This is a genomic window from Amycolatopsis aidingensis, from assembly GCF_018885265.1.
GTDB lineage: Bacteria > Actinomycetota > Actinomycetes > Mycobacteriales > Pseudonocardiaceae > Amycolatopsis > Amycolatopsis aidingensis.
In genome coordinates, this window is sequence record NZ_CP076538.1 from 553,688 (window position 1) to 571,170 (window position 17,483).

General features: G+C 66.3%; 13 protein-coding genes. 3 read left to right on the forward strand and 10 right to left on the reverse strand.

Annotated elements, in window-relative coordinates:
- Window positions 1–28: 28 nt before the first annotated feature.
- Both acs and KOI47_RS02755 read right to left on the reverse strand, forming a co-directional pair.
- Window positions 29–2,011: an acetate--CoA ligase gene (gene acs / locus KOI47_RS02750; RefSeq protein ID WP_216213629.1), complete on the reverse strand. Its 1,983-nt coding sequence runs from the start codon at window positions 2,009–2,011 to the stop codon at window positions 29–31.
- A 111-nt stretch (window positions 2,012–2,122) separates the two neighbouring features.
- Window positions 2,123–2,707: a GNAT family N-acetyltransferase gene (locus tag KOI47_RS02755; RefSeq protein WP_216213632.1), complete on the reverse strand. Its 585-nt coding sequence runs from the start codon at window positions 2,705–2,707 to the stop codon at window positions 2,123–2,125.
- 144 nt (window positions 2,708–2,851) lie between these two features.
- On the opposite strand from KOI47_RS02755, the gene KOI47_RS02760 reads away from it, so the two are divergent.
- Both KOI47_RS02760 and KOI47_RS02765 read left to right on the forward strand, forming a co-directional pair.
- Window positions 2,852–3,349 carry a phosphoribosyltransferase gene (locus KOI47_RS02760; RefSeq protein ID WP_216213635.1) on the forward strand — a complete coding sequence of 166 codons (498 nt, stop codon included), beginning with the start codon at window positions 2,852–2,854 and terminating at the stop codon, window positions 3,347–3,349.
- Complete coding sequence (locus KOI47_RS02765; RefSeq protein ID WP_216213639.1) at window positions 3,346–4,077, forward strand: oxidoreductase; 732 nt, start codon at window positions 3,346–3,348, stop codon at window positions 4,075–4,077. Before KOI47_RS02760 ends, KOI47_RS02765 begins: the two co-directional genes overlap by 4 nt.
- Window positions 4,078–4,218: 141 nt before the next feature.
- Here KOI47_RS02765 and KOI47_RS02770 read toward each other — a convergent pair whose 3' ends face one another.
- The 8 genes from KOI47_RS02770 to KOI47_RS02805 form a co-directional block, all read right to left on the reverse strand.
- Entirely contained in the window at window positions 4,219–5,481 is a 1,263-nt protein-coding gene (locus KOI47_RS02770) for an MFS transporter (RefSeq protein ID WP_216213642.1), read from the reverse strand.
- Window positions 5,482–5,535: 54 nt separating this feature from the next.
- Window positions 5,536–6,855, reverse strand: a complete 1,320-nt coding sequence (locus KOI47_RS02775; protein ID WP_216213645.1) for a preATP grasp domain-containing protein — start codon at window positions 6,853–6,855, stop codon at window positions 5,536–5,538.
- A gap of 48 nt (window positions 6,856–6,903) precedes the next feature.
- The gene (locus KOI47_RS02780) at window positions 6,904–8,052 is read right to left on the reverse strand and encodes a 3-deoxy-7-phosphoheptulonate synthase (RefSeq protein ID WP_408629918.1); all 1,149 of its coding nucleotides are present in this window, start codon (window positions 8,050–8,052) and stop codon (window positions 6,904–6,906) included.
- A 75-nt stretch (window positions 8,053–8,127) separates the two neighbouring features.
- Complete coding sequence (locus tag KOI47_RS02785) at window positions 8,128–10,038, reverse strand: anthranilate synthase family protein (RefSeq protein ID WP_216213648.1); 1,911 nt, start codon at window positions 10,036–10,038, stop codon at window positions 8,128–8,130.
- Complete coding sequence (locus tag KOI47_RS02790; RefSeq protein ID WP_216213650.1) at window positions 10,035–10,757, reverse strand: alpha/beta fold hydrolase; 723 nt, start codon at window positions 10,755–10,757, stop codon at window positions 10,035–10,037. Before KOI47_RS02790 ends, KOI47_RS02785 begins: the two co-directional genes overlap by 4 nt.
- Window positions 10,754–13,855, reverse strand: a complete 3,102-nt coding sequence (locus KOI47_RS02795) for a non-ribosomal peptide synthetase (RefSeq protein ID WP_216213653.1) — start codon at window positions 13,853–13,855, stop codon at window positions 10,754–10,756. The genes KOI47_RS02790 and KOI47_RS02795 overlap by 4 nt, the downstream gene beginning before the upstream one ends.
- 25 nt (window positions 13,856–13,880) lie before the next feature.
- The gene (locus KOI47_RS02800; RefSeq protein ID WP_216213656.1) at window positions 13,881–15,503 is read right to left on the reverse strand and encodes an HAD-IIIC family phosphatase; all 1,623 of its coding nucleotides are present in this window, start codon (window positions 15,501–15,503) and stop codon (window positions 13,881–13,883) included.
- Entirely contained in the window at window positions 15,500–15,787 is a 288-nt protein-coding gene (locus KOI47_RS02805; RefSeq protein ID WP_216213659.1) for an acyl carrier protein, read from the reverse strand. Before KOI47_RS02805 ends, KOI47_RS02800 begins: the two co-directional genes overlap by 4 nt.
- A 234-nt stretch (window positions 15,788–16,021) precedes the next feature.
- On the opposite strand from KOI47_RS02805, the gene KOI47_RS02810 reads away from it, so the two are divergent.
- Window positions 16,022–17,476: an SDR family NAD(P)-dependent oxidoreductase gene (locus tag KOI47_RS02810; protein WP_216213662.1), complete on the forward strand. Its 1,455-nt coding sequence runs from the start codon at window positions 16,022–16,024 to the stop codon at window positions 17,474–17,476.
- Window positions 17,477–17,483: the final 7 nt, after the last annotated feature.

Genomic DNA, 17,483 nt, shown 5'->3' on the forward strand with positions numbered 1-17,483 from the left:
TTGCCCGCTGAACGGACGTGGGTAACGCTCAGTCCTCATCCGACCCGGCCCGCAGGCCGCTGGCGATCTGGTCCATCACGCCGGCGTCGGCCAGGGTGGTCACGTCACCGACGTCCCTGTTCTCCGCGACATCGCGCAGCAGGCGGCGCATGATCTTGCCGGACCGGGTCTTGGGCAGCTCCGGCACCATCATGATCTGCCGGGGCTTGGCGATCGGCCCGATCTCACCGGCCACGTGGTTGCGCAGGTCCTGCACGGTCTGCTCACCGGCGTCGGTGTAGCTGCCGCGCAGGATGACGAAGGCAACGATGCCCTGCCCGGTGGTGGCGTCGCTGGCGCCGACCACGGCGGCCTCGGCCACCGCGGGATGGGAGACCAGCGCGGACTCCACCTCGGTGGTGGAGATCCGGTGCCCGGACACGTTCATCACGTCGTCCACCCTGCCGAGCAGCCAGATGTCCCCGTCATCGTCGTACTTGGCGCCATCGCCCGCGAAGTAGAAGCCCTGGTCGGCGAACCGGGACCAGTAGGTCTCCCGGTACCGCTCGTCGTCGCCCCAGATGCCGCGCAGCATGGACGGCCACGGCTTGTCCAGCACCAGGTAGCCGCCCCCGCCCGCGGGCACCTCGGCACCGTTGTCGTCGACCACCTTCGCCGAGATCCCCGGCAGCGGGGCCTGCGCCGAGCCCGGCTTAGCGTGCGTGACGCCGGGCAGCGGGGAGATCATGATTGCCCCGGTCTCGGTCTGCCACCAGGTGTCCACGATGGGTGCCCGGCCTCCGCCGACGTGCTCCCGGTACCACATCCACGCCTCGGGGTTGATCGGCTCGCCGACGCTGCCCAGCACCCGCAGCGAGGAAAGGTCGTACTTCGCCGGAATGTCCGCGCCCCATTTCATGAAGGTCCGGATCAAGGTAGGCGCGGTGTAGTAGATCGACACCTTGTAGTTCTGCACGATTTCCCAGTGCCTGCCCTCGTGCGGGGTGTTCGGGGTGCCTTCGTAAACCACCTGCGTGGCCCGGTTGGCCAGCGGGCCGTACACGATGTAGGAATGCCCGGTCACCCAGCCGATATCCGCGGTGCACCAGTACACGTCCTGCCCTGGCTTGTGGTCGAAAACCACCCGGTGCGTGTAGGCGGCCTGGGTGAGGTATCCGCCCGAGGTGTGCAGAATCCCCTTCGGTTTCCCGGTGGTGCCGCTGGTGTACAGGATGAACAGCGGATGCTCGGAGTCGAAGGCCTCCGCCTTGTGCTCCGGCGCCTGCTTGGCCATCAGTTCGTGCCACCAGATGTCCCTGGACTCGGTCCACGGCACCTCTTCCGGCGTCTCCTCGCCGGTGCGCCGCACCACCAGCACCCGTTGCACGCTCTGCGCACCGGCCAGTGCTTCGTCCACTTGCGACTTCATCGCGGCCGCCTTGCCACGCCGGTACTGCCCGTCGGAGGTGATCACCACCTTGGCCTCGGCGTCGTCCACCCGCGCCCGCAGTGCGGTCGGAGAGAACCCGCCGAACACCACACTGTGCAGCGCGCCGATCCGCGCGCAGGCCAGCATCGCGACGATGGCCTCCGGAATCATCTGCAGCTGGATCGCCACCCGGTCGCCTGCGACCACACCAAGGGACGCGAGCCCGTTCGCCGCCCGGCAAACCTCCTCCTGCAACTGGGCGTAGGTGATATCCCTGGTGTCCCCCGGTTCACCGACCCAGTGAATCGCGACCTGATCCCCGAAACCGGCGGTCACATGCCGGTCCACACAATTCACGGCCACATTCAGCCGCCCGCCGACGAACCACCGTGCGAATGGCGCATTCGACCAGTCGAGCACCTGGTCCCACCGCGATTCCCAGTCGAGTTTGCCTGCCTGTTCCGCCCAGAAACCCTCGCGGTCGGACTGCGCTTCGGCATACAGCCCCGCGCCCGCATTCGCCTGCGCAGCGAACTCCCCATCCGGTGGAAACGTCCGAGTCTCGGACAGCAGGTTGTCGAGAGCCGGGGACTGCTCTGTCATGGTGGTAAGCCTCCTGGTTCCGGTGGGTACACTACCTGCGCTGCGGCCGCCTCGCGGGCGCGGTGACGACGGTAGTACGCAACACAACAGACTGCACTGGTACGTCAGCGGCTATGCCCACCTGGACAACAACTGGTCACGCACGGCGGGCCACTCGGCCGCGGTCACCGAGTAGATCACGGTGTCGCGCAGGCTGCCGTCGGTACGGATCCGATGTGCGCGCAGCACACCCTCCCTGGTGGCGCCGAGCCGTTCGATCGCGCGCTGCGAGCGCTCGTTGCGGATGTCGGTCTCCCAGGCGACGCGGACGGCGCCGAGCACCTCGAAGGCCCGGCGCAGCAACAGCAGCTTGGCCTCGGTGTTCAATGGCGTCCGCTGCCACGGCGGGCCGATCCAGGTATGGCCGATGAGCAGGTTCCGGTCCACCGGGTCGATCCGGTAGTACGAGGTGGTTCCGGCGACCCGGCCGGTGCGGGTGTCGAGCTGCGCCCAGGCGAGCCGGTCCGGCTGGGCGAGGATGTGCTCGATCTGCGCACGGGTGTCCGCGAGGCTGGCGGGCTGGCGGCTGGCGAGCCAGGTCCAGATGCCCGGATCGCGGCCCGCCCGGTAGAGGCCCTCGGCGTGCCGCGTGCCGAGCGGCTCCAGCCGGACCCGGTCGCCGGTCAGGGTGGGGTGCCGGTGCCATTCCTCGCTCATCAGCTCACGCTATGCCGGAGAGTGGTCATCTCCCAGGTCCAGTCACACATGATCAAGAGAGGCCACTCGGGCGTCGGCAGGCTGCTCTTATGCTCGCGGTACTCGGCGCCGGGCCCGGACGCCGTGGCACGGGAAGGACGGCGGATGACGGCGGAGCGGGAAGAGCTCACCTGGGAGCTGTTCGGTTCGGCGAGCAGGCAGCTGGCGGTGCAGGTCGCGGACAGCGGCTTCGAGCCCGACCTGATCCTGTCGATCGCCAGGGGCGGGCTGTTCGTCGCGGGCGCCCTCGGGTACGCCTTGGACGTCAAGAACCTGCATGTGATGAACGTGGAGTTCTACACCGGCGTCGACCAGCGGCTCGAGCTGCCGGTGATGCTGCCGCCGGTGCCGAACGCGGTCGATCTGGCGGGCGCGAAGGTGCTGGTCGCCGACGATGTCGCGGACACCGGCGCCACCCTGAAGCTGGTCCGGGACTTCTGCGCGGATCAGGTGGCCGAGGTGCGTTGCGCGGTGATCTACGAGAAGCCGTGGACCACGGTGTCCTGCGAGTACGTGTGGCGGCGCACCGAAAGGTGGATCAACTTCCCGTGGTCCACCCTGCCGCCGGTGGTCGTCCGGGAGGGACAGGTGCTGGACGCATGACGGATCCGTTGCGGCCACTGCTCGATCTGGCTGGCGTCGCCGAGGCGGCGCAGTCGGCCCAGGAGGCGGTGTTCGCGGTGCACCGGCACCGGGCCAACCTGCGGGGTGGCTCGGCGACCGCGGCGGAGGCCTCGGTACGGGCGGCCCGGGCCTCGGCGGGCATCGACGGCGCCGATCCGGAGCTACCCGCGGAGGGTACGGTGCGGGACCCGCTGCTGGCCGGGGCACTGCGGGTGGCCGAGGCGACCGAGTCCCTGCTCCCGACCTGGCGGCGCGCGCCCCTGCAGGCACTGGCCAGGATGCACCTGCTGGCGGCCACGGACCTGGTCGAGGACCCCGACGGCCTTGGCAGGCCCCGCACCGAGCCGGAGGTGGCGCGGCGGCTGGAGCTGCTCGCCCAGCTGGTCACCGGCGCCACCTCGGTGCCGGGGCCGATCCTGACCGCGGTGGTGCACGGCGAGTTGCTCACCCTCGAGGCCTTCGGCACGGCGGACGGTGTGGTGGCCAGGGCCGCCGGCAGGCTGACCATGATCGCGACCGGGCTGGACCCCAAGGCACTGACCGTGCCCGAGGTCGCCTGCTTCCGGCGGGCGCGCCACTACCGGGCCGCCGCCGAGTCCTTCGCCACCGGTGAGCCGGACGGCGTGCGGGACTGGCTGCTGTTCGCCTGCGAAACGTTCCGCACGGGCGCCAAGGAGGCCACCACCATCGCCGACGCCGCCGGCTGACCCCTCCCCGAACTACATTTAGCCCGCGAAACGCACCACACGGGTGGCGGTGCCCATCAGGTGGCTGCCGGGTCGTCCAGCTGCGCGCAATCGCGCGACATTGCACCGGAGCACCTGGCCGGGTGCGGCGATCGCCCAGGTTCAGCCCGGTCCGGGCTCCTCGCATGCTCCGGCTCGCGCGGTCGCCAGCTCGGCTTCCTGTTCGCTTCCGTTGCCGCGATGACGGATGCGCAGCTCGGCCAGTGCGCTGGCCACGGTCAGTAGCAGGGTCAGCACCGCCGCGCCGACCATGGCGGTGACCGGGCTGAACGACGCCAGCACCAGCGCGGTCAATGTCGCGGTGAGCGTGTACCCGATGCCCTGGACGGCGTACATGACCGAGTACCCCGCCGTATGCGCTGACTCGGGCAGGCTCTCCCGCAACGACAGGTTGCGGGTAACGGCCACCGCCGCTTGGCTGAGGCCGCCGACGACCAGCACGATGGCGATCCCGACCAGTCCCGGCGCGACGGCGATCAGTGCTACACAACCGGACATCACGACCAGTAGCACCAGGCTCTGCACGCGCACACTGCCTGGCCACTTCCGGAGACCGTAGAAGAACGCACCGACGGCGCTGGACACCGAGAAGACGGTCAATAGCACGCCCGCCCAGCCGGTCTGGAACTGCCGGAACTCCAGCAACGGCGTCAGGATAAGTTCCGCCGCCGACAATAACGCCATGGACGCCGCGCTAGTCAGGTAGATCGGCCACGCGGCAAGCAGTCGCCCGGCGTGCCGAGAGACCTGGGTCGACGACTTACTTGCCGTTGCGGCAGTCCGGCCATCGCCACGCAGCAGCGGGAGGGTCAGTGCAGCGGCAGCCATGCACACCGCGGCCAGCGCCATCGGGGAACTCGCGCCGCTCCACAAGGCCAACGACACAGCGAGCCCTGGCGCAACCGCCCAGATTGCTTGGGTCAGCGTCGATTCGGCACTCAGCGCGCTGGCCACTGCCGACTCGTCGACCAGGCGGGTAAGCATCGTGCGCATACCGCCCGGGCTCGCTGCGGGCGCCGCGCCGGCTATCCCGGCCAGCCCGACCAGGAACGGGTCGGGTGCTGAGGGGACGAGTGCGAGTAGCCCGAAGGACACCGCGCCCAAGCCCAGTCCCAGCGAGATCGCGCTACTGCGGCGGCTGAACGGGCGCGTTCCGATGAGCAGCGCTCCGACGACTTCGCCGACCACGTAGGCGGCGGCCAGCGTGGCGCCGAGCGAATATCCACCCGCGCGTTCCCGCACGAGGAAGACCAGCCCGAGCGGCGCTATCGCGATGGGCAGCCGTGCCACGATCGCGACGAGCGCCCAAGCCAGAATTGGTTTCTTTGCGAGCCCCCGGTAACCCATTGCTGTCCGTTCCTCCATCTGCGTCTTTCGCCGCGGTGATCTTCGATGACCATAGCTTCCAGTAGTCAGTCGTCAACCGAACGTGAGTTCGTTGATCCGCTCCTCGAGCTCCGTCGCATGCTCGAAGCTCTCTCCGATCAGGCAGTACTCAACCGTTCCCCCGGTAACGTCGTCAGAAGTGATGACGGCACCGGTGCGTGGGCTGCGGTCGAACGCGAGATCGTGGTTACTCAGTGCCTCCAGCGCGCGGTCGAATGAGGGTACTGGCCAGAAATGGCGCTGCATCACTACGCGTTCATCGAGGAACTGCGGGCCCACCAGGTGCTGGATCAGCCGTGTGACGTGTGTCGAGCCGCCAACTCTACCGTTCACTTCGTTGATCAGGATCTCCCCGGCCGGGGTTACGATCCCGTCGATGCTGATCAGCCCGCGATACCCCATTCCATAAATAGCCTGACAGAGATTCTCGGTGGCGCTAATAAATCCTGGCCATGCCGGATGTGAAGCGGACTGCGCGGGAATGACAAGACCATTAAAAATGGGCTTTGTCAGCATTTCTCCATGTCCAAAAAGTGCCACGCCATCGTCGGTTATACTCATCTCGATGTATACCGGCGTGCAGTCTGGGATATAGTGCTCGATCACGACCTGTCGGCGATTGTTTCCGGAGTACCATGGCCAGCGGCGAGTTACCAGCTCGTGTAACGCCGACCGCTCCGTTATGGTCATTACTTGCGGCGCGCCGATGGGATTGACCCCGTCCCGTGGGCTGATAATTTCGTTGCCGAACCCGCCCACATGCTGGTCCTGTTTGACGATGGCGCACAGCCCGCTTGAGAGCAGCTCCCACAGGTATGACTCGGCTGCCTCCATGTCCCGGACCACCCGGCCGTCCGCGATGGGGCAGCCGGTTCCCCCTGCCAGTGCCCGAAAGGCGGACTTGCTGTTCAACAGATTGCTTCCACCCTGTCCGAAAAAGCCGAATCCAGGAGTGCAATCTGCTAGCCCTAGTCGCCGGGTGAGCCGGGCTATAACCTCGTCGAAAATTATTGGAAAAACTCCGGATGAGTAGGACTTATCGACGTAACTCTTTAGTTTATCCTGAAATTCTTTGTTTTCTATCCTGTCTGCCGAGAGGACGTCGACGCCGAACTGGCCGGGTGGCGGTACGAGTATTTGTACGGTGTCCAGATCGACATCCATCAAGCCTGTGAGGTACCGGCTGAACGGTTCACTGGGCGCGTGCGGAACGACGAGGATGTCTCCCTCGTCGACATACCAGAGCATGCGTTGAGCCGTGTAACCGGCGAATCGCCGTTGTTCGGGCGGCAACGCCCCAAGATCACCCACCATCTGCTCGGTTCGATTGTTGGCGACGAATACGGTGGACATGACGGTGTTCACTCCTTTACCGGGGTAGGGATCGATATTCGCGTTGTCTTAGCCAGGCCAGGCGGTCGCCACCAGCCGCGCCTGATCGGCGTTCAACCGCGGGTCGCACAGCGGCTCGGTGCTCTCTGGTAGCTCGGCCAACTCCATTTCGTCGAGCACACATTCGACGACGTCTTCGGGTGTGGCTTCCAGGTGCAGGCCGCCGGTCACACCGTGTTCCCCGCGCACAGCCGCGTGGAACCCGAGTACCTCACGGATCAGCGACCCGACCAGCCGACTCTTTCGTCCCCCGGCACCGCGAAAGGTGTTGCCATGCATGGGATCGCACAGCCAGATAGCGGGATGGCCCGCCCGCTGGACCGCGGCGACTAACTCCGGCAGCCGGGTCCCGACCAGACTTGCTCCCAGTCGGACGATCAGAGTAAGCCTGCCTGGCTCGCGGTGCGGGTCGAGCCGCTCGCACAGCGCCACGAGTTCGCTTGCGGTCATTGTCGGCCCGACTTTGCACGCTACCGGGTTCGCTATCCGGGATAGCAGGTGGACGTGAGCGCCGTCTAGCTGGCGAGTGCGTTCGCCGACCCACGGCCAGTGTGTGGAGGTCAGCATCAGATCCTTGCCGTGTCTGCGCAGTAACGGCAGCTCGTAGTCGAGCACCAGTGCCTCATGGCTGGCCCAGAATCGGGGCAGGTTCAGCTCACCGTCGGTGGGCCGAGCCCGCCGGAGCGCATCGATGATGCCGGCCGCCGCGCGGTAACCGGCCAGCATGCGGAGCGGATCTGGGATGCGCGTCCGCGCGTCGAACGCGGGACCGTTCACGAGGTGACCACGGAAGGCGGGTAGCTCGCATCCGTCCCGGACCTCAGTTGGCTGTGACCGCGGCTTGGCGAACTGTCCGCCCATTCGACCGACCAGGACGACGGGACGGCCCGAGCGCTCGCTCATGACGTCCCCGAGCGAGACCAGCATCTCGGCTCGACGTGTCACGTGTTCGTCGGTGGCGTGGTCCGGGTCCTCAGCGCAGTCACCTGCCTGCAACACGCGCAGCCTGCCCGCAGCGACACCGGCGAGCAGCCCGCGCAGCCCCCGGATTTCTTTATCGGTTACCAGATCGGGGGCGGCACGCAGATCCTCCGCCACCGCGGTGAGCGCGGCGTGGTCGGGCCAGACGGGCTGTTGCTCCGCCGGACGATCTCGCAACGCCCGAATGTCGGCGTCTGATGCCGGGGCCGAGGCCCGGACGTCGAGAAGATTGGTAGGTAGAAGAGTCATCACTCATTCCTTCGTGCTAGAGACTCGGTTCATCCGGTAGGCGATGCGTACGCCTGGCCACAGAACCGTGGTGACAAGATTGCGCAGTAGCGTGGGGCCGTACTCGGTGAGCAGCGATTCCGGGTGAAACTGCACGGAGGTGAAGCCGGGACCGCTCAATGCATGCACCTCGCCGGTGAGCTCGTCCCGGCATATCTGCACCGGTTCCACGCAGCGTGCGGTGAGTAGGCGCGTTGTGTCCGCATATGCGGCGAACGTGTTGTAGAATCCGGCACCGACTGGTTCCCCGAACAGGTCGATGTGGTGCCTGACGCCCTGATTCGGTTCGGGCCTGCGGCGGATCTCGAGGCCGAGCAGCCTGCTCAACACCTGGTGCGAGAGGCAGACCGCCACAAACGGCTTACGAGTGGTGAGCAGTTCGCCGATGAGTGCGTGCAGGCGGGCGATCTTGGGCTCGTTGACGTCGTCCGGACTGCCCGGCCCCGGTCCGGGTACCACGACATCGAACCCGTGATGTGCCGGTGCTTCCCGCCAGTGCACGATGGTGACGCGAAGTCCGAGCGCACGCAGCTGGCAGGCTAGCATCGCGGTGAAGGTGTCCTCGTTGTCCACCACCAGCGCGCGGAGCCCGGCCAGTTCCGGCGCCAGCCAGTCCTGGGCTCGGTTCCGGGACAGCCAGAACTGCGCCAGCCCGGCGTTACGAGCATTAAGTCGGCGGCGCACCTCAGGATGCTCGGTCAAGCCGAGCGGGGGTCGATCGGCAGTGCCTCGCCGTTCTCCGCGAAGCGCCGACAGGAAGCCTTCCGCCTTCGCATGTGTCTCGGCGACCTCGTCCGCCGGATCGGAGTGGCGGACAAGAGTCGCGCCGACACCCAGGTCCAGCTCACCGAAAGGCGATAGCTCCGCCATCCGAATCAGGATTGTCGAATCCACTGTCGGCTCACCGTTCGCGTCCCGGCCGAGCAATGCCGCCACGCCGCTGTAGTAGCCGCGACCGGCTGGCTCGTGCCTGCGCAACACTGCGCACGCGCTTTCGACCGGGCTTCCGGTCACCGTGGGAGCGAGGAGAGTTCGCCGAAGGATTTCCCACGGTGGCTGCGTGGTGCGACCGCGGACGAAGTACTCCGTATGCAGCACGTGCCGCATCTGCCGCAGGTACGGGCCGTCCACCTCGGCACCATCGGGGCACAGTCCTGCCATCATCTTCAGTTCCTCGTCAACAACCATGAAGAGTTCTTCGACTTCCTTGCGGTCAGCGAGGAACTCGAGCACACTGCCGACCGTTGGCCCGGTTCCAGACTGGCGGAGCGTGCCGCTGATCGGGTTCATGGTGGCCACGCCGCTGGCGAGGCTGACGTGGCGTTCTGGACTGGCTCCGACGAGCGTCCGTTGTCCGGTGTGGATGAGGAAAGTCCAGTGGGCACCCTCCTCGCCGAGCAGCAGACGTCGGAACAGTGCGAGTTCGGTCGCCACCGAGAAGTCACGCACGCGGGCCGAGTACGACCGCTTGATCACGAAGTTTGCTCCGGCGCCAGTGCCGATCTCCTGAGCCAGTACGTTCCGGACTATTCCGGCGTAGGTGTCATCGTCAAGATCGAATCCGGCGGCGTCGAAACGGATTTCCTGGTCCGGGATGGTCGTGAGGAAATTCTCGACCGTCAGAAAGATTCGTTCTTCGATACGCACCGCCAGCAGTGGTGCGCCGTCGTCATGGCATGCGTAACCGTGTTCGGAAACCTGGCGAAACGGGACTACGGCGAGGAGCGACGGCCCGTTGATCCCTTCGTCGTGTTCGAGTTCGGCAAGGCTCGCCACCTCGACCACCGGTCCGCGGAACAGTTCCAACGTGCCGGCTCCGGTTACCGACGGCCGGTGAACCAGCGCGAACGGCTCGCCGTCGCTCAGGTTGTTCATTGCTCTCCCCCAGTCGCGAACACTCGACGCACGAAGTCGTTGACGTACCCGGCGGCCGTCGGCTGATGGGTAGGTCCGAGAAGCTCGAAATGGCCGCACTCGACCACGTGGGTGGTCAGCCGCGTGGACAACCGCTCCCAGTCGGCGCGCTGCCGAGCAACCGGGCCGTTGGCGCATGCGAGTAGCAGTGTGGGACCGTCGTGGCGAGCGGTCACTTCGTGGTTGGCTGCGGCGTTGACGTGTGCCTTGGTGGTTCGGCGGAATCGCGCGAGTTCTCCGTCCGAAGCCGTTGGTGCCAGCGTCTCCATGACCGCCGTGGCGAAGGAATCGAGGTCGGATCCGGTAGGCAGGGTGATGAAGCTGTCCAGCATGACCACTGCGGCGCTGCGCCCGGTCTGCCGTTTCAGGAGCACGGCGACCTCCCACGCCAGCACACCGCCAAGCGACCAGCCGACGAGTACGTCGGGCGGGGTGGGCAGCGCGCGGATCGTCTCCAGGTAACGCGAAACCATCGCCGGAACGTCGGTGTCCGGCTGCTCGCCATCGGCCAGGCCTGAGGCGCGTAGAGCGTGTACGTCGCCGTACCGCGTCAGTGACCTCGCCATACCGAGGTAGGGCTGGATGCCGCCGCCCGCGGGTGGGAGGGCTACCAGCCTGCGTCCATTGTCGCCGGAGCCGAGCTTGTATACCAGGGAAGAACGGGTCTCGATCGCGGTCATGACTGTCTCCGTTCGGCCTCGACGAGGGTGGCCAGTGCACGGATGGTCGGTTCCCGGAAGAAGTCGAGTACCGGCACGGAGACGCCGTACTGGTACTCCACCTGGCTCAGCACGGTGAGGACGTTCAACGAGTGCGCCCCGGCTTCGACGAGCGACCCGTCGAGTGTGACCGGCACGCGCAGTGTGTCCTCCCACATCGTGCGGAGTTCGGTTTCGAGCGGGGTAGGTGGTGCTCCGTTGTCGGACACGGCTGGTTCCGCGGCCATGGCCCTATCCGCTTTGCGCAACAAGGCGGCCCGATCCAGCTTTCCGGTGAACCCGGTCGGTACCGAGTCGATCGGAAAGACTCTCGCTGGGACCATGTATCCGGGTAGCCTGCGGGCCAGCGCGGCCTGGATGTCCTCGGCGGCGGCCGAGTCCTGTGTCGGAACGAAGAACAGCAGTAGGCGCCTGCCGGGATCCGGCTCGACCACGGCGACGGCGCGCCGTACTCCGTCGAGCGCGTTGGCGACCGCTTCGATCTCACCGAGTTCCACCCGGTACCCGCGGATTTTCACTTGGTCGTCCTTGCGTCCCAGGTAGACAAGCTCCCCGGAAGCGTCGAGTAGCACCTGATCACCGGTCCGGTATTCGCCGTCGACGAACCGCTCCGCCGTACGATCCGGGTCGTTCACATAGCCCAATGCCGGTGCGATGCCTCCAAGCCTGAGCTCACCGGCCACACCGCACGGCGCCCGATGCCCGGTGGCGTCGACCACCCGCGCCGACACGGCGGGTAACGGGCGGCCGATCGGTGCGTGAACCGGCCACGGCTGGCTGAGTGAGTCGAAGACCGCCGCGGTGGTGACGTGCGTTTCGGTCGGTCCGTACATGTTCACCAGTACAATGTGTGGTCGCTCGGTGAAGAACCGCTGTATCCCTTCGTCGGCCACCACTTGTTCACCTGCCACGCACAGGAACCGCACGTTCGGCAACTCGTCCCCGGCTGTCCGCGCTGCTTGGGTGAACGTGCCGAGTGCGGCAGCGGGCAGGTAAACGTGTGTTACGCCGGTCGTCGCCACTCGGCGGGCCAGCGCGGGCAGATCCAGCCGGTCGACCGGGCGGCGCGAAACCAGCGTTCCCCCGGCCAGCAACGTCGGCATGATCTCCTGGAATGAGACGTCGAAGCCCAATGGTGCGTACTGGAGGAACCGGGAATCCGGCCCCATCTGCAGCGTGCCGACCTGCCAGGCCGCGAGGTTGGCCAGCGGCGCGTTGGCCATCAGCACGCCCTTGGGTTGTCCGGTTGAACCCGAGGTGAACATCGCGTACACGGCGTGCTCACGGGGATCGTCCTCACTCGGTTCGGCTGGGGTCGCTCGGAGTTCCCCGATACCGAACACCCGCGCGCCGGGCACCTTCCCGGTGCCGATGACCGTTCGGCAACGGGCCCGTTCGACCATGTCCACCACCCGTTCGGCAGGGAGGTCGAGGTCCAGCGGCAGGTAGACGGCGCGGCGTGCGAGCACGGCCAGCACCGCGACCACGGTGTCCGGCAGGTTGTCGGTCGTGACACCGACGATGTCTCCGGGGCCGATACCCCGTTCGGCGAGCCCGCCGGTAACCGCGCGAATCTGCTCGGCGAGCTGACCGTAGCTGATCCAGGTCCGGCCCTCCTCAATCGCGACCGCAGCCGGGGCGGCGTCTGCGACGTCGAGCACACGCGCGGCGAAGTCGCAATCGAATCGCGGTTTCCCTTCGCGCGCGGGGACGACCGGACCGTCGCAGAACAGCTCGCGTAGTGGGATACCCCGACCATGGTGCGCCGTCCCGGCGATCGCCGAGCGCAAGGAATCGACGTACCCGGATACCACGGGGTCCGGCAACAGTTGGAGGTCGTGTTCGACCTCGAGCACCCAGCCTTCGTGGGTGGGCTTCACCCACAGTAGGAGGTCGAACTTCGCCGTGTCGTTGCCGTGCTGGCGCATCGTCCGCACCGGCGCTCCCGCCGCTCCCTCGGCGGGTTCCTGCATGGTCACCAACGTTGTGAAGATCGGGTTACGATTGCTCGCCCGATCCGGCATCGCGTGCCGTGCGACCTTGTTCAGTGGGACGAGCGAGTCCGCGCGGACGCGCTCTACCTCCGGAAGCACTGCGTTGCACGCGAAATCGCCGAATGATCGCTCCCAGTGGATATCCACGACCAGCGGAACGGTGTTGACGAAGTACCCGCAGAGGTCGAACGCCTGCGGAGTGCGGCGGGTCATCACCGTCGCACCGAAGACGACGGACTCCACATCGGCGTGTCGCGCCAAAGCCGCCGAATGCAGCGCAGAGAAGTAGGCGAAAGGGCTGATCTCCAGCTCCCGACACACCCGGTCGACAACGGCGGATTCCTCGACGGTGAGCTGGACTTCCCTCCGTTTACCGGCGAACTCCGTCTCCACCGGACGGGCCGGGAGTTGGTACAGCACAGTGGACGGGACCTGCCTGAGGCGTTCGGCCAGTGCGGCTGCGGCCATATCGGCCTGTTCCGTCGCGGCAGCGGCCAGCTGCCGCTCGAGCTCATCGCGCAGCGCCATCTCTCGCTCGGTGGCCAGAGTTTCGCAGTCGAGGCCGCCGCTTAAGGCGGCGTTCAGCTCGTCCAGCAGGATGCCGACCGAGTAGCCGTCGAATACCGAGTGGTGTACCACCAGCGCCAGCACCGCCTTGGTGTGGTCTTCCGCGCGAACGTGCACGGCGCGGACGAGCGGCGGCTGGTCGAGTGCGAACGCCGTGGCACCCAGCTCGGCGAAGGCCGCGGCGCGGCAGGCGTCGAACTCCGCCGTTGGAACGGTCCATCCACGGAAAGCGGAGGCGGTTTCCGGACCGGGCGCGACGAGCATGCCGCCGCCCTTCGGGCTGTCGACCAGACCCATCCGCAACGCGGGTTGCACCTTGACGACTGCGGCGAACGCGGTGGCGAGCGCGTCCGACGGGAGTTCCGGATCCAACTCCGCCTCGATAAGAATGTTGTACAAGTGCGGGACCGCGACGATGCGGTCGAGAGCAAGAAGCTCCCGCTGTGCTTCGGTGAGCGACAGCGTGATCGGGTCCGCGCTCGTCATTCTGCTCGACATTGCGATTCCTCCCTCGAGTCGGTGTTCACCGTTGAGCGAGCTGGGGGACCCATTCGCGTACCGGCACAGCGACGGTTGACGGGTTGTCGTTGGAAGCGGGAAAGACGCCGGTGAGCTGCTCGACGAACAGGCGCGCGGGTGCGTTGCGCCCCGTTGGGCGCAACGGGAGCCGCAGGGTGACAGCGCCCAGCCGTGCCGCGTGAGCGGCGACGAACCGAAGTACCTCGTCCTCGACCCGCCGGTTCAGGACCCGGCAACTCAACAGGAAGACTGGCAGTTCGACGGCATCGCCCCGCTGCTCGGCGACAACCAGTCCGACCGTCCCGTAGTCGCCGAAGCGGTCCCGCACCCGTACCGTCCACCCTCGCCCTTCTCCGGCGAGCAATGCACGCAGCTGCGGCACGGAGTAGACGGCACCGGCGAGGTTGAACTGAGTGGTCCGCGCGGTGAGCTGTGCTGCGCGGTCGAGCCCATCGTCGGTGAGGTCGGCGAAGTTTACCTCGATCGCACAACGATCGAGAAAGTCCTGATAGTTGGTGCTGGTCTCACGGAGTGCAGCACGGTCGGCGCGCGTCGAGTACCAGTCGGCCCGCAGGCGATCATCCTCGGTAACCGCGAGCTGGTCGAACGCCCACGTGTGCTCGATCTGCTGGCGAATCCGATCTTCCGCGCGCGCGAGTTCGACCACCGTGACCTCCGGCAGCTGGGCCCGGACGGACGCGCATTCGACAGCGTCGTCGTCGACGAAGATGAACGACCCGAGTGCGAGATCCAGTTCGTTGGCGAGCTCCACCAGCGACTGAGCCTTGGGGTTCCAGCCGATCCGGTGCCCGGAGATGTGGTCCCACAACAACACCATGCCGGAGTTGCGCGTAAAGACTTCCTCGACGTCCTCCTGATTGTTCCGGCTGCAAAGACACAGCAGCTTTCCGCTGGACCGTTGCGCCAGCATGAACTCCTGCAACCAGCGGCGTGATTCGGTCACCTGTACGCCCACTGGGTCGTCTTCGCCGCAGATACCGGTCCACAGCGTGTTGTCGCAGTCGAGCACAACGACCTTCTTCGGCTTCACCCAGCTGCTCACAGCCTGGCGGACCAGCCAGGTGCCTACCGCCTCGCAGTACTCGTCGGTATAGGGAAGGTGGCCGATCCGGTCGGCGTACTCGTCGTGGACCTCGGCCACTTCGTAAAGCTCAGCCACCCGGTCGAGGGTGATGGGGTACATGCCCGGTGTCGCCTCGGCTACGGCGGTGAGCCGCTCGCCCACCCAGCGCACCCATCGCGCGAGCGCGACGTCCCCTTCGGTGGCGGGCGAACTCGGTGCGATGGCGAGGAACCACGTAGCCACCGAATGATCGGGAACATCGGCGAGAACGGCCACGAGCTCATCGACCATAGCGTCGGCGCGTTCACGGTGCCCGCTACCACGGGCGAAGTCCTCCGGCCGCAGTAGCAACACGTTCACCCCGACGTTGGTCATCAGCACACTGCCGGGATCGTGCAGGGTTTCGAGAACCTGGCCGTAGGGAGCGGTGATCACAGGTCGTCCGGGCGCCGTCTCGTCCAGTACAGCTGCCATCGAGGTGGTGACCACGGTGAGCGTGAAGGTGCCTGCCACCGCGATCCCGGCCTTCGTCGCCGAGTTCATGCCTGAGCCGCCTCGACGTGCTCGCGGACGGTGTCGGCAAGCTCCGCAACAGTCGTGTGCGGCTGCAAGGCATGTACAGGGAGTTCGACGTCGAGTTCGCGCCATAGCCAGGAGAGGATCCGTACGGCACGCAGCGAATCACCACCAAGCACCCCGAACCGGCTTTCCCAAGGCACCTCGGACACGCCCAGCACCGCTTGCAGTGCAGTCACGACCGCTTTCTCGGCAAGATCTGAATCACCATCGGAGTCCACGGTCACACCTGTATTCCGGTTCTGCTCCATAGGAAACACCCCATTGAGTACATCGATTGACCCGACTTAGTGACGGGTTCGGGAAGCAAGAATATTGCGTGTCGGGCAACAGCGAGATTGCCAACATGGCGGACGCTACAACACGATTAACCCTACGACAAGAGGATTGCAAGTGCGTCCTCCTGCCATTTTATGACTTCCTTGTCAATGGGAAGTGACATTGCCGTTCAGCTGGACTGCCCTTCGGATGGAGCTTCAATGCTATTGACCACAGCAGATATCGACCTGTTCGCCGAGGCCAGCGGCGACCACAACCCGCTGCACACCTCACCGGACTATGCACGGCGAACACCCTTCGGGAAGCCGGTTGCCCACGGTGTGCTCGCCGCCGTGGCCGCACTCGACGAGCTCGTCGTCGATGGCGACGGGATTGATGGCGCCGATGTCGAGTTCAGACAGCCGATCCAGCCTGGAGTCACCTATAAAACGACGGTTTGCCAGGAGGGTAACCGAATTCGGGTCAGCGTCTCCGACGGCGCAACGAACTGCCTGTCGATGACGCTCTCGCGAGGTTCCGCGGACGACATGTCGTATCGGCAGCGCCCGCATCGCCGAGAGCCGCGTGTGGTGACCGCTGCGGACGTGACGTTCGGTCTGTCGGTCGCAGGTAATTACGGGCCAGGACAAGCCTTGGACGCCTTGTGCGAGCGCTGGCCCATCGCCGTCGGCTTGCTCGGCCGGTTTCCTCTTACCTGCTTGCTCTGGTGCAGCTTTCTCGCCGGTATGGAACTCCCAGGCCGGGACTGCCTGTTGAACGGCTTCTCGCTGCGCCTGTACCCGGCAGCGAGGCTGGGACCTTTGGAGTTGAGTTATACGACCGAGGTCGCGGACTTCGATCCCCGGTTCGGCCTGCTGAGTACGGTGGGCCACCTGCACGGCGGGGGCGCGATGCTGGCCGAAGCGAAACTGGAGACCCTGGTCCGCAGTCCCGTCCCGGCGCCGTCGGCCGAGCGTATCCGCGAAGCACTGCCGAGCTCGGACCGGCTTCGCGGCCACACATCCGCCGTGGTCGGCGGCAGCCGCGGGCTCGGCGCCGCACTAGTGCTCGCACTGGCAAGCCAGGGTGGTCGGGTACTGGTTGGCCATCGGGGTGCTTCCGGAGACATCGACGAACTGGTTACCCGTGGGGAGGCGTTAGGAGGCCAGATCGTTTCCTGCCCTGGTGAAGCGACCAGTACCCGGTGGTCGCAGGAGATCGCCCACGTCGCGGGCAACGCGCTCGATCTCTTGGTCTGTAGTGCCGCACCGCCTATCCGGCCGCTCCAGCTGGATCCGGCCGGCCTCGGCCGCATCCAGGAGTTCGTGGCCGACGCGTTTGCATTGGTCAGCGCGCCAATGGCAGGTCTGCTCGACACGGTGGATAGGGCTCGCGGTCGCTGCCTCGTTGTGTCGTCGTCCGCGGTCGTCGCACCTCCCGCGGACTGGCCACACTACGTTGCTGCGAAACATGCTGCCGAAGGCCTGACGCACTGGGCCGCTGAACGATATCCAGGCACCGAGTTCTTCGTGGCCCGGCCGAGAATGCTTCTCACCGACCAGGTGAATACCCCGGCTGGACGGGATGGTGCGGCGAATGTGGAACCGGTGGCCGCCGCCATGGTGCGCAGGCTCGTCGATTCGGCGCCCGCGATCCGGCGGCCCGAATTGATGTCCTTATAACTCGGTT

Bases quoted from the DNA above. Each gene is read 5' to 3' on its own strand.
- KOI47_RS02800 (WP_216213656.1), bottom strand. From the start codon at position 15,503: ATGAACTCGGCGACGAAGGCCGGGATCGCGGTGGCAGGCACCTTCACG.
- KOI47_RS02765 (WP_216213639.1), top strand. From the start codon at position 3,346: ATGACGGATCCGTTGCGGCCACTGCTCGATCTGGCTGGCGTCGCCGAG.
- acs (WP_216213629.1), bottom strand. From the start codon at position 2,011: ATGACAGAGCAGTCCCCGGCTCTCGACAACCTGCTGTCCGAGACTCGG.
- KOI47_RS02805 (WP_216213659.1), bottom strand. From the start codon at position 15,787: ATGGAGCAGAACCGGAATACAGGTGTGACCGTGGACTCCGATGGTGAT.
- KOI47_RS02775 (WP_216213645.1), bottom strand. From the start codon at position 6,855: ATGTCCACCGTATTCGTCGCCAACAATCGAACCGAGCAGATGGTGGGT.
- KOI47_RS02770 (WP_216213642.1), bottom strand. From the start codon at position 5,481: ATGGAGGAACGGACAGCAATGGGTTACCGGGGGCTCGCAAAGAAACCA.
- KOI47_RS02785 (WP_216213648.1), bottom strand. From the start codon at position 10,038: ATGAACAACCTGAGCGACGGCGAGCCGTTCGCGCTGGTTCACCGGCCG.
- KOI47_RS02795 (WP_216213653.1), bottom strand. From the start codon at position 13,855: ATGTCGAGCAGAATGACGAGCGCGGACCCGATCACGCTGTCGCTCACC.
- KOI47_RS02760 (WP_216213635.1), top strand. From the start codon at position 2,852: ATGACGGCGGAGCGGGAAGAGCTCACCTGGGAGCTGTTCGGTTCGGCG.
- KOI47_RS02755 (WP_216213632.1), bottom strand. From the start codon at position 2,707: ATGAGCGAGGAATGGCACCGGCACCCCACCCTGACCGGCGACCGGGTC.
- KOI47_RS02790 (WP_216213650.1), bottom strand. From the start codon at position 10,757: ATGACCGCGATCGAGACCCGTTCTTCCCTGGTATACAAGCTCGGCTCC.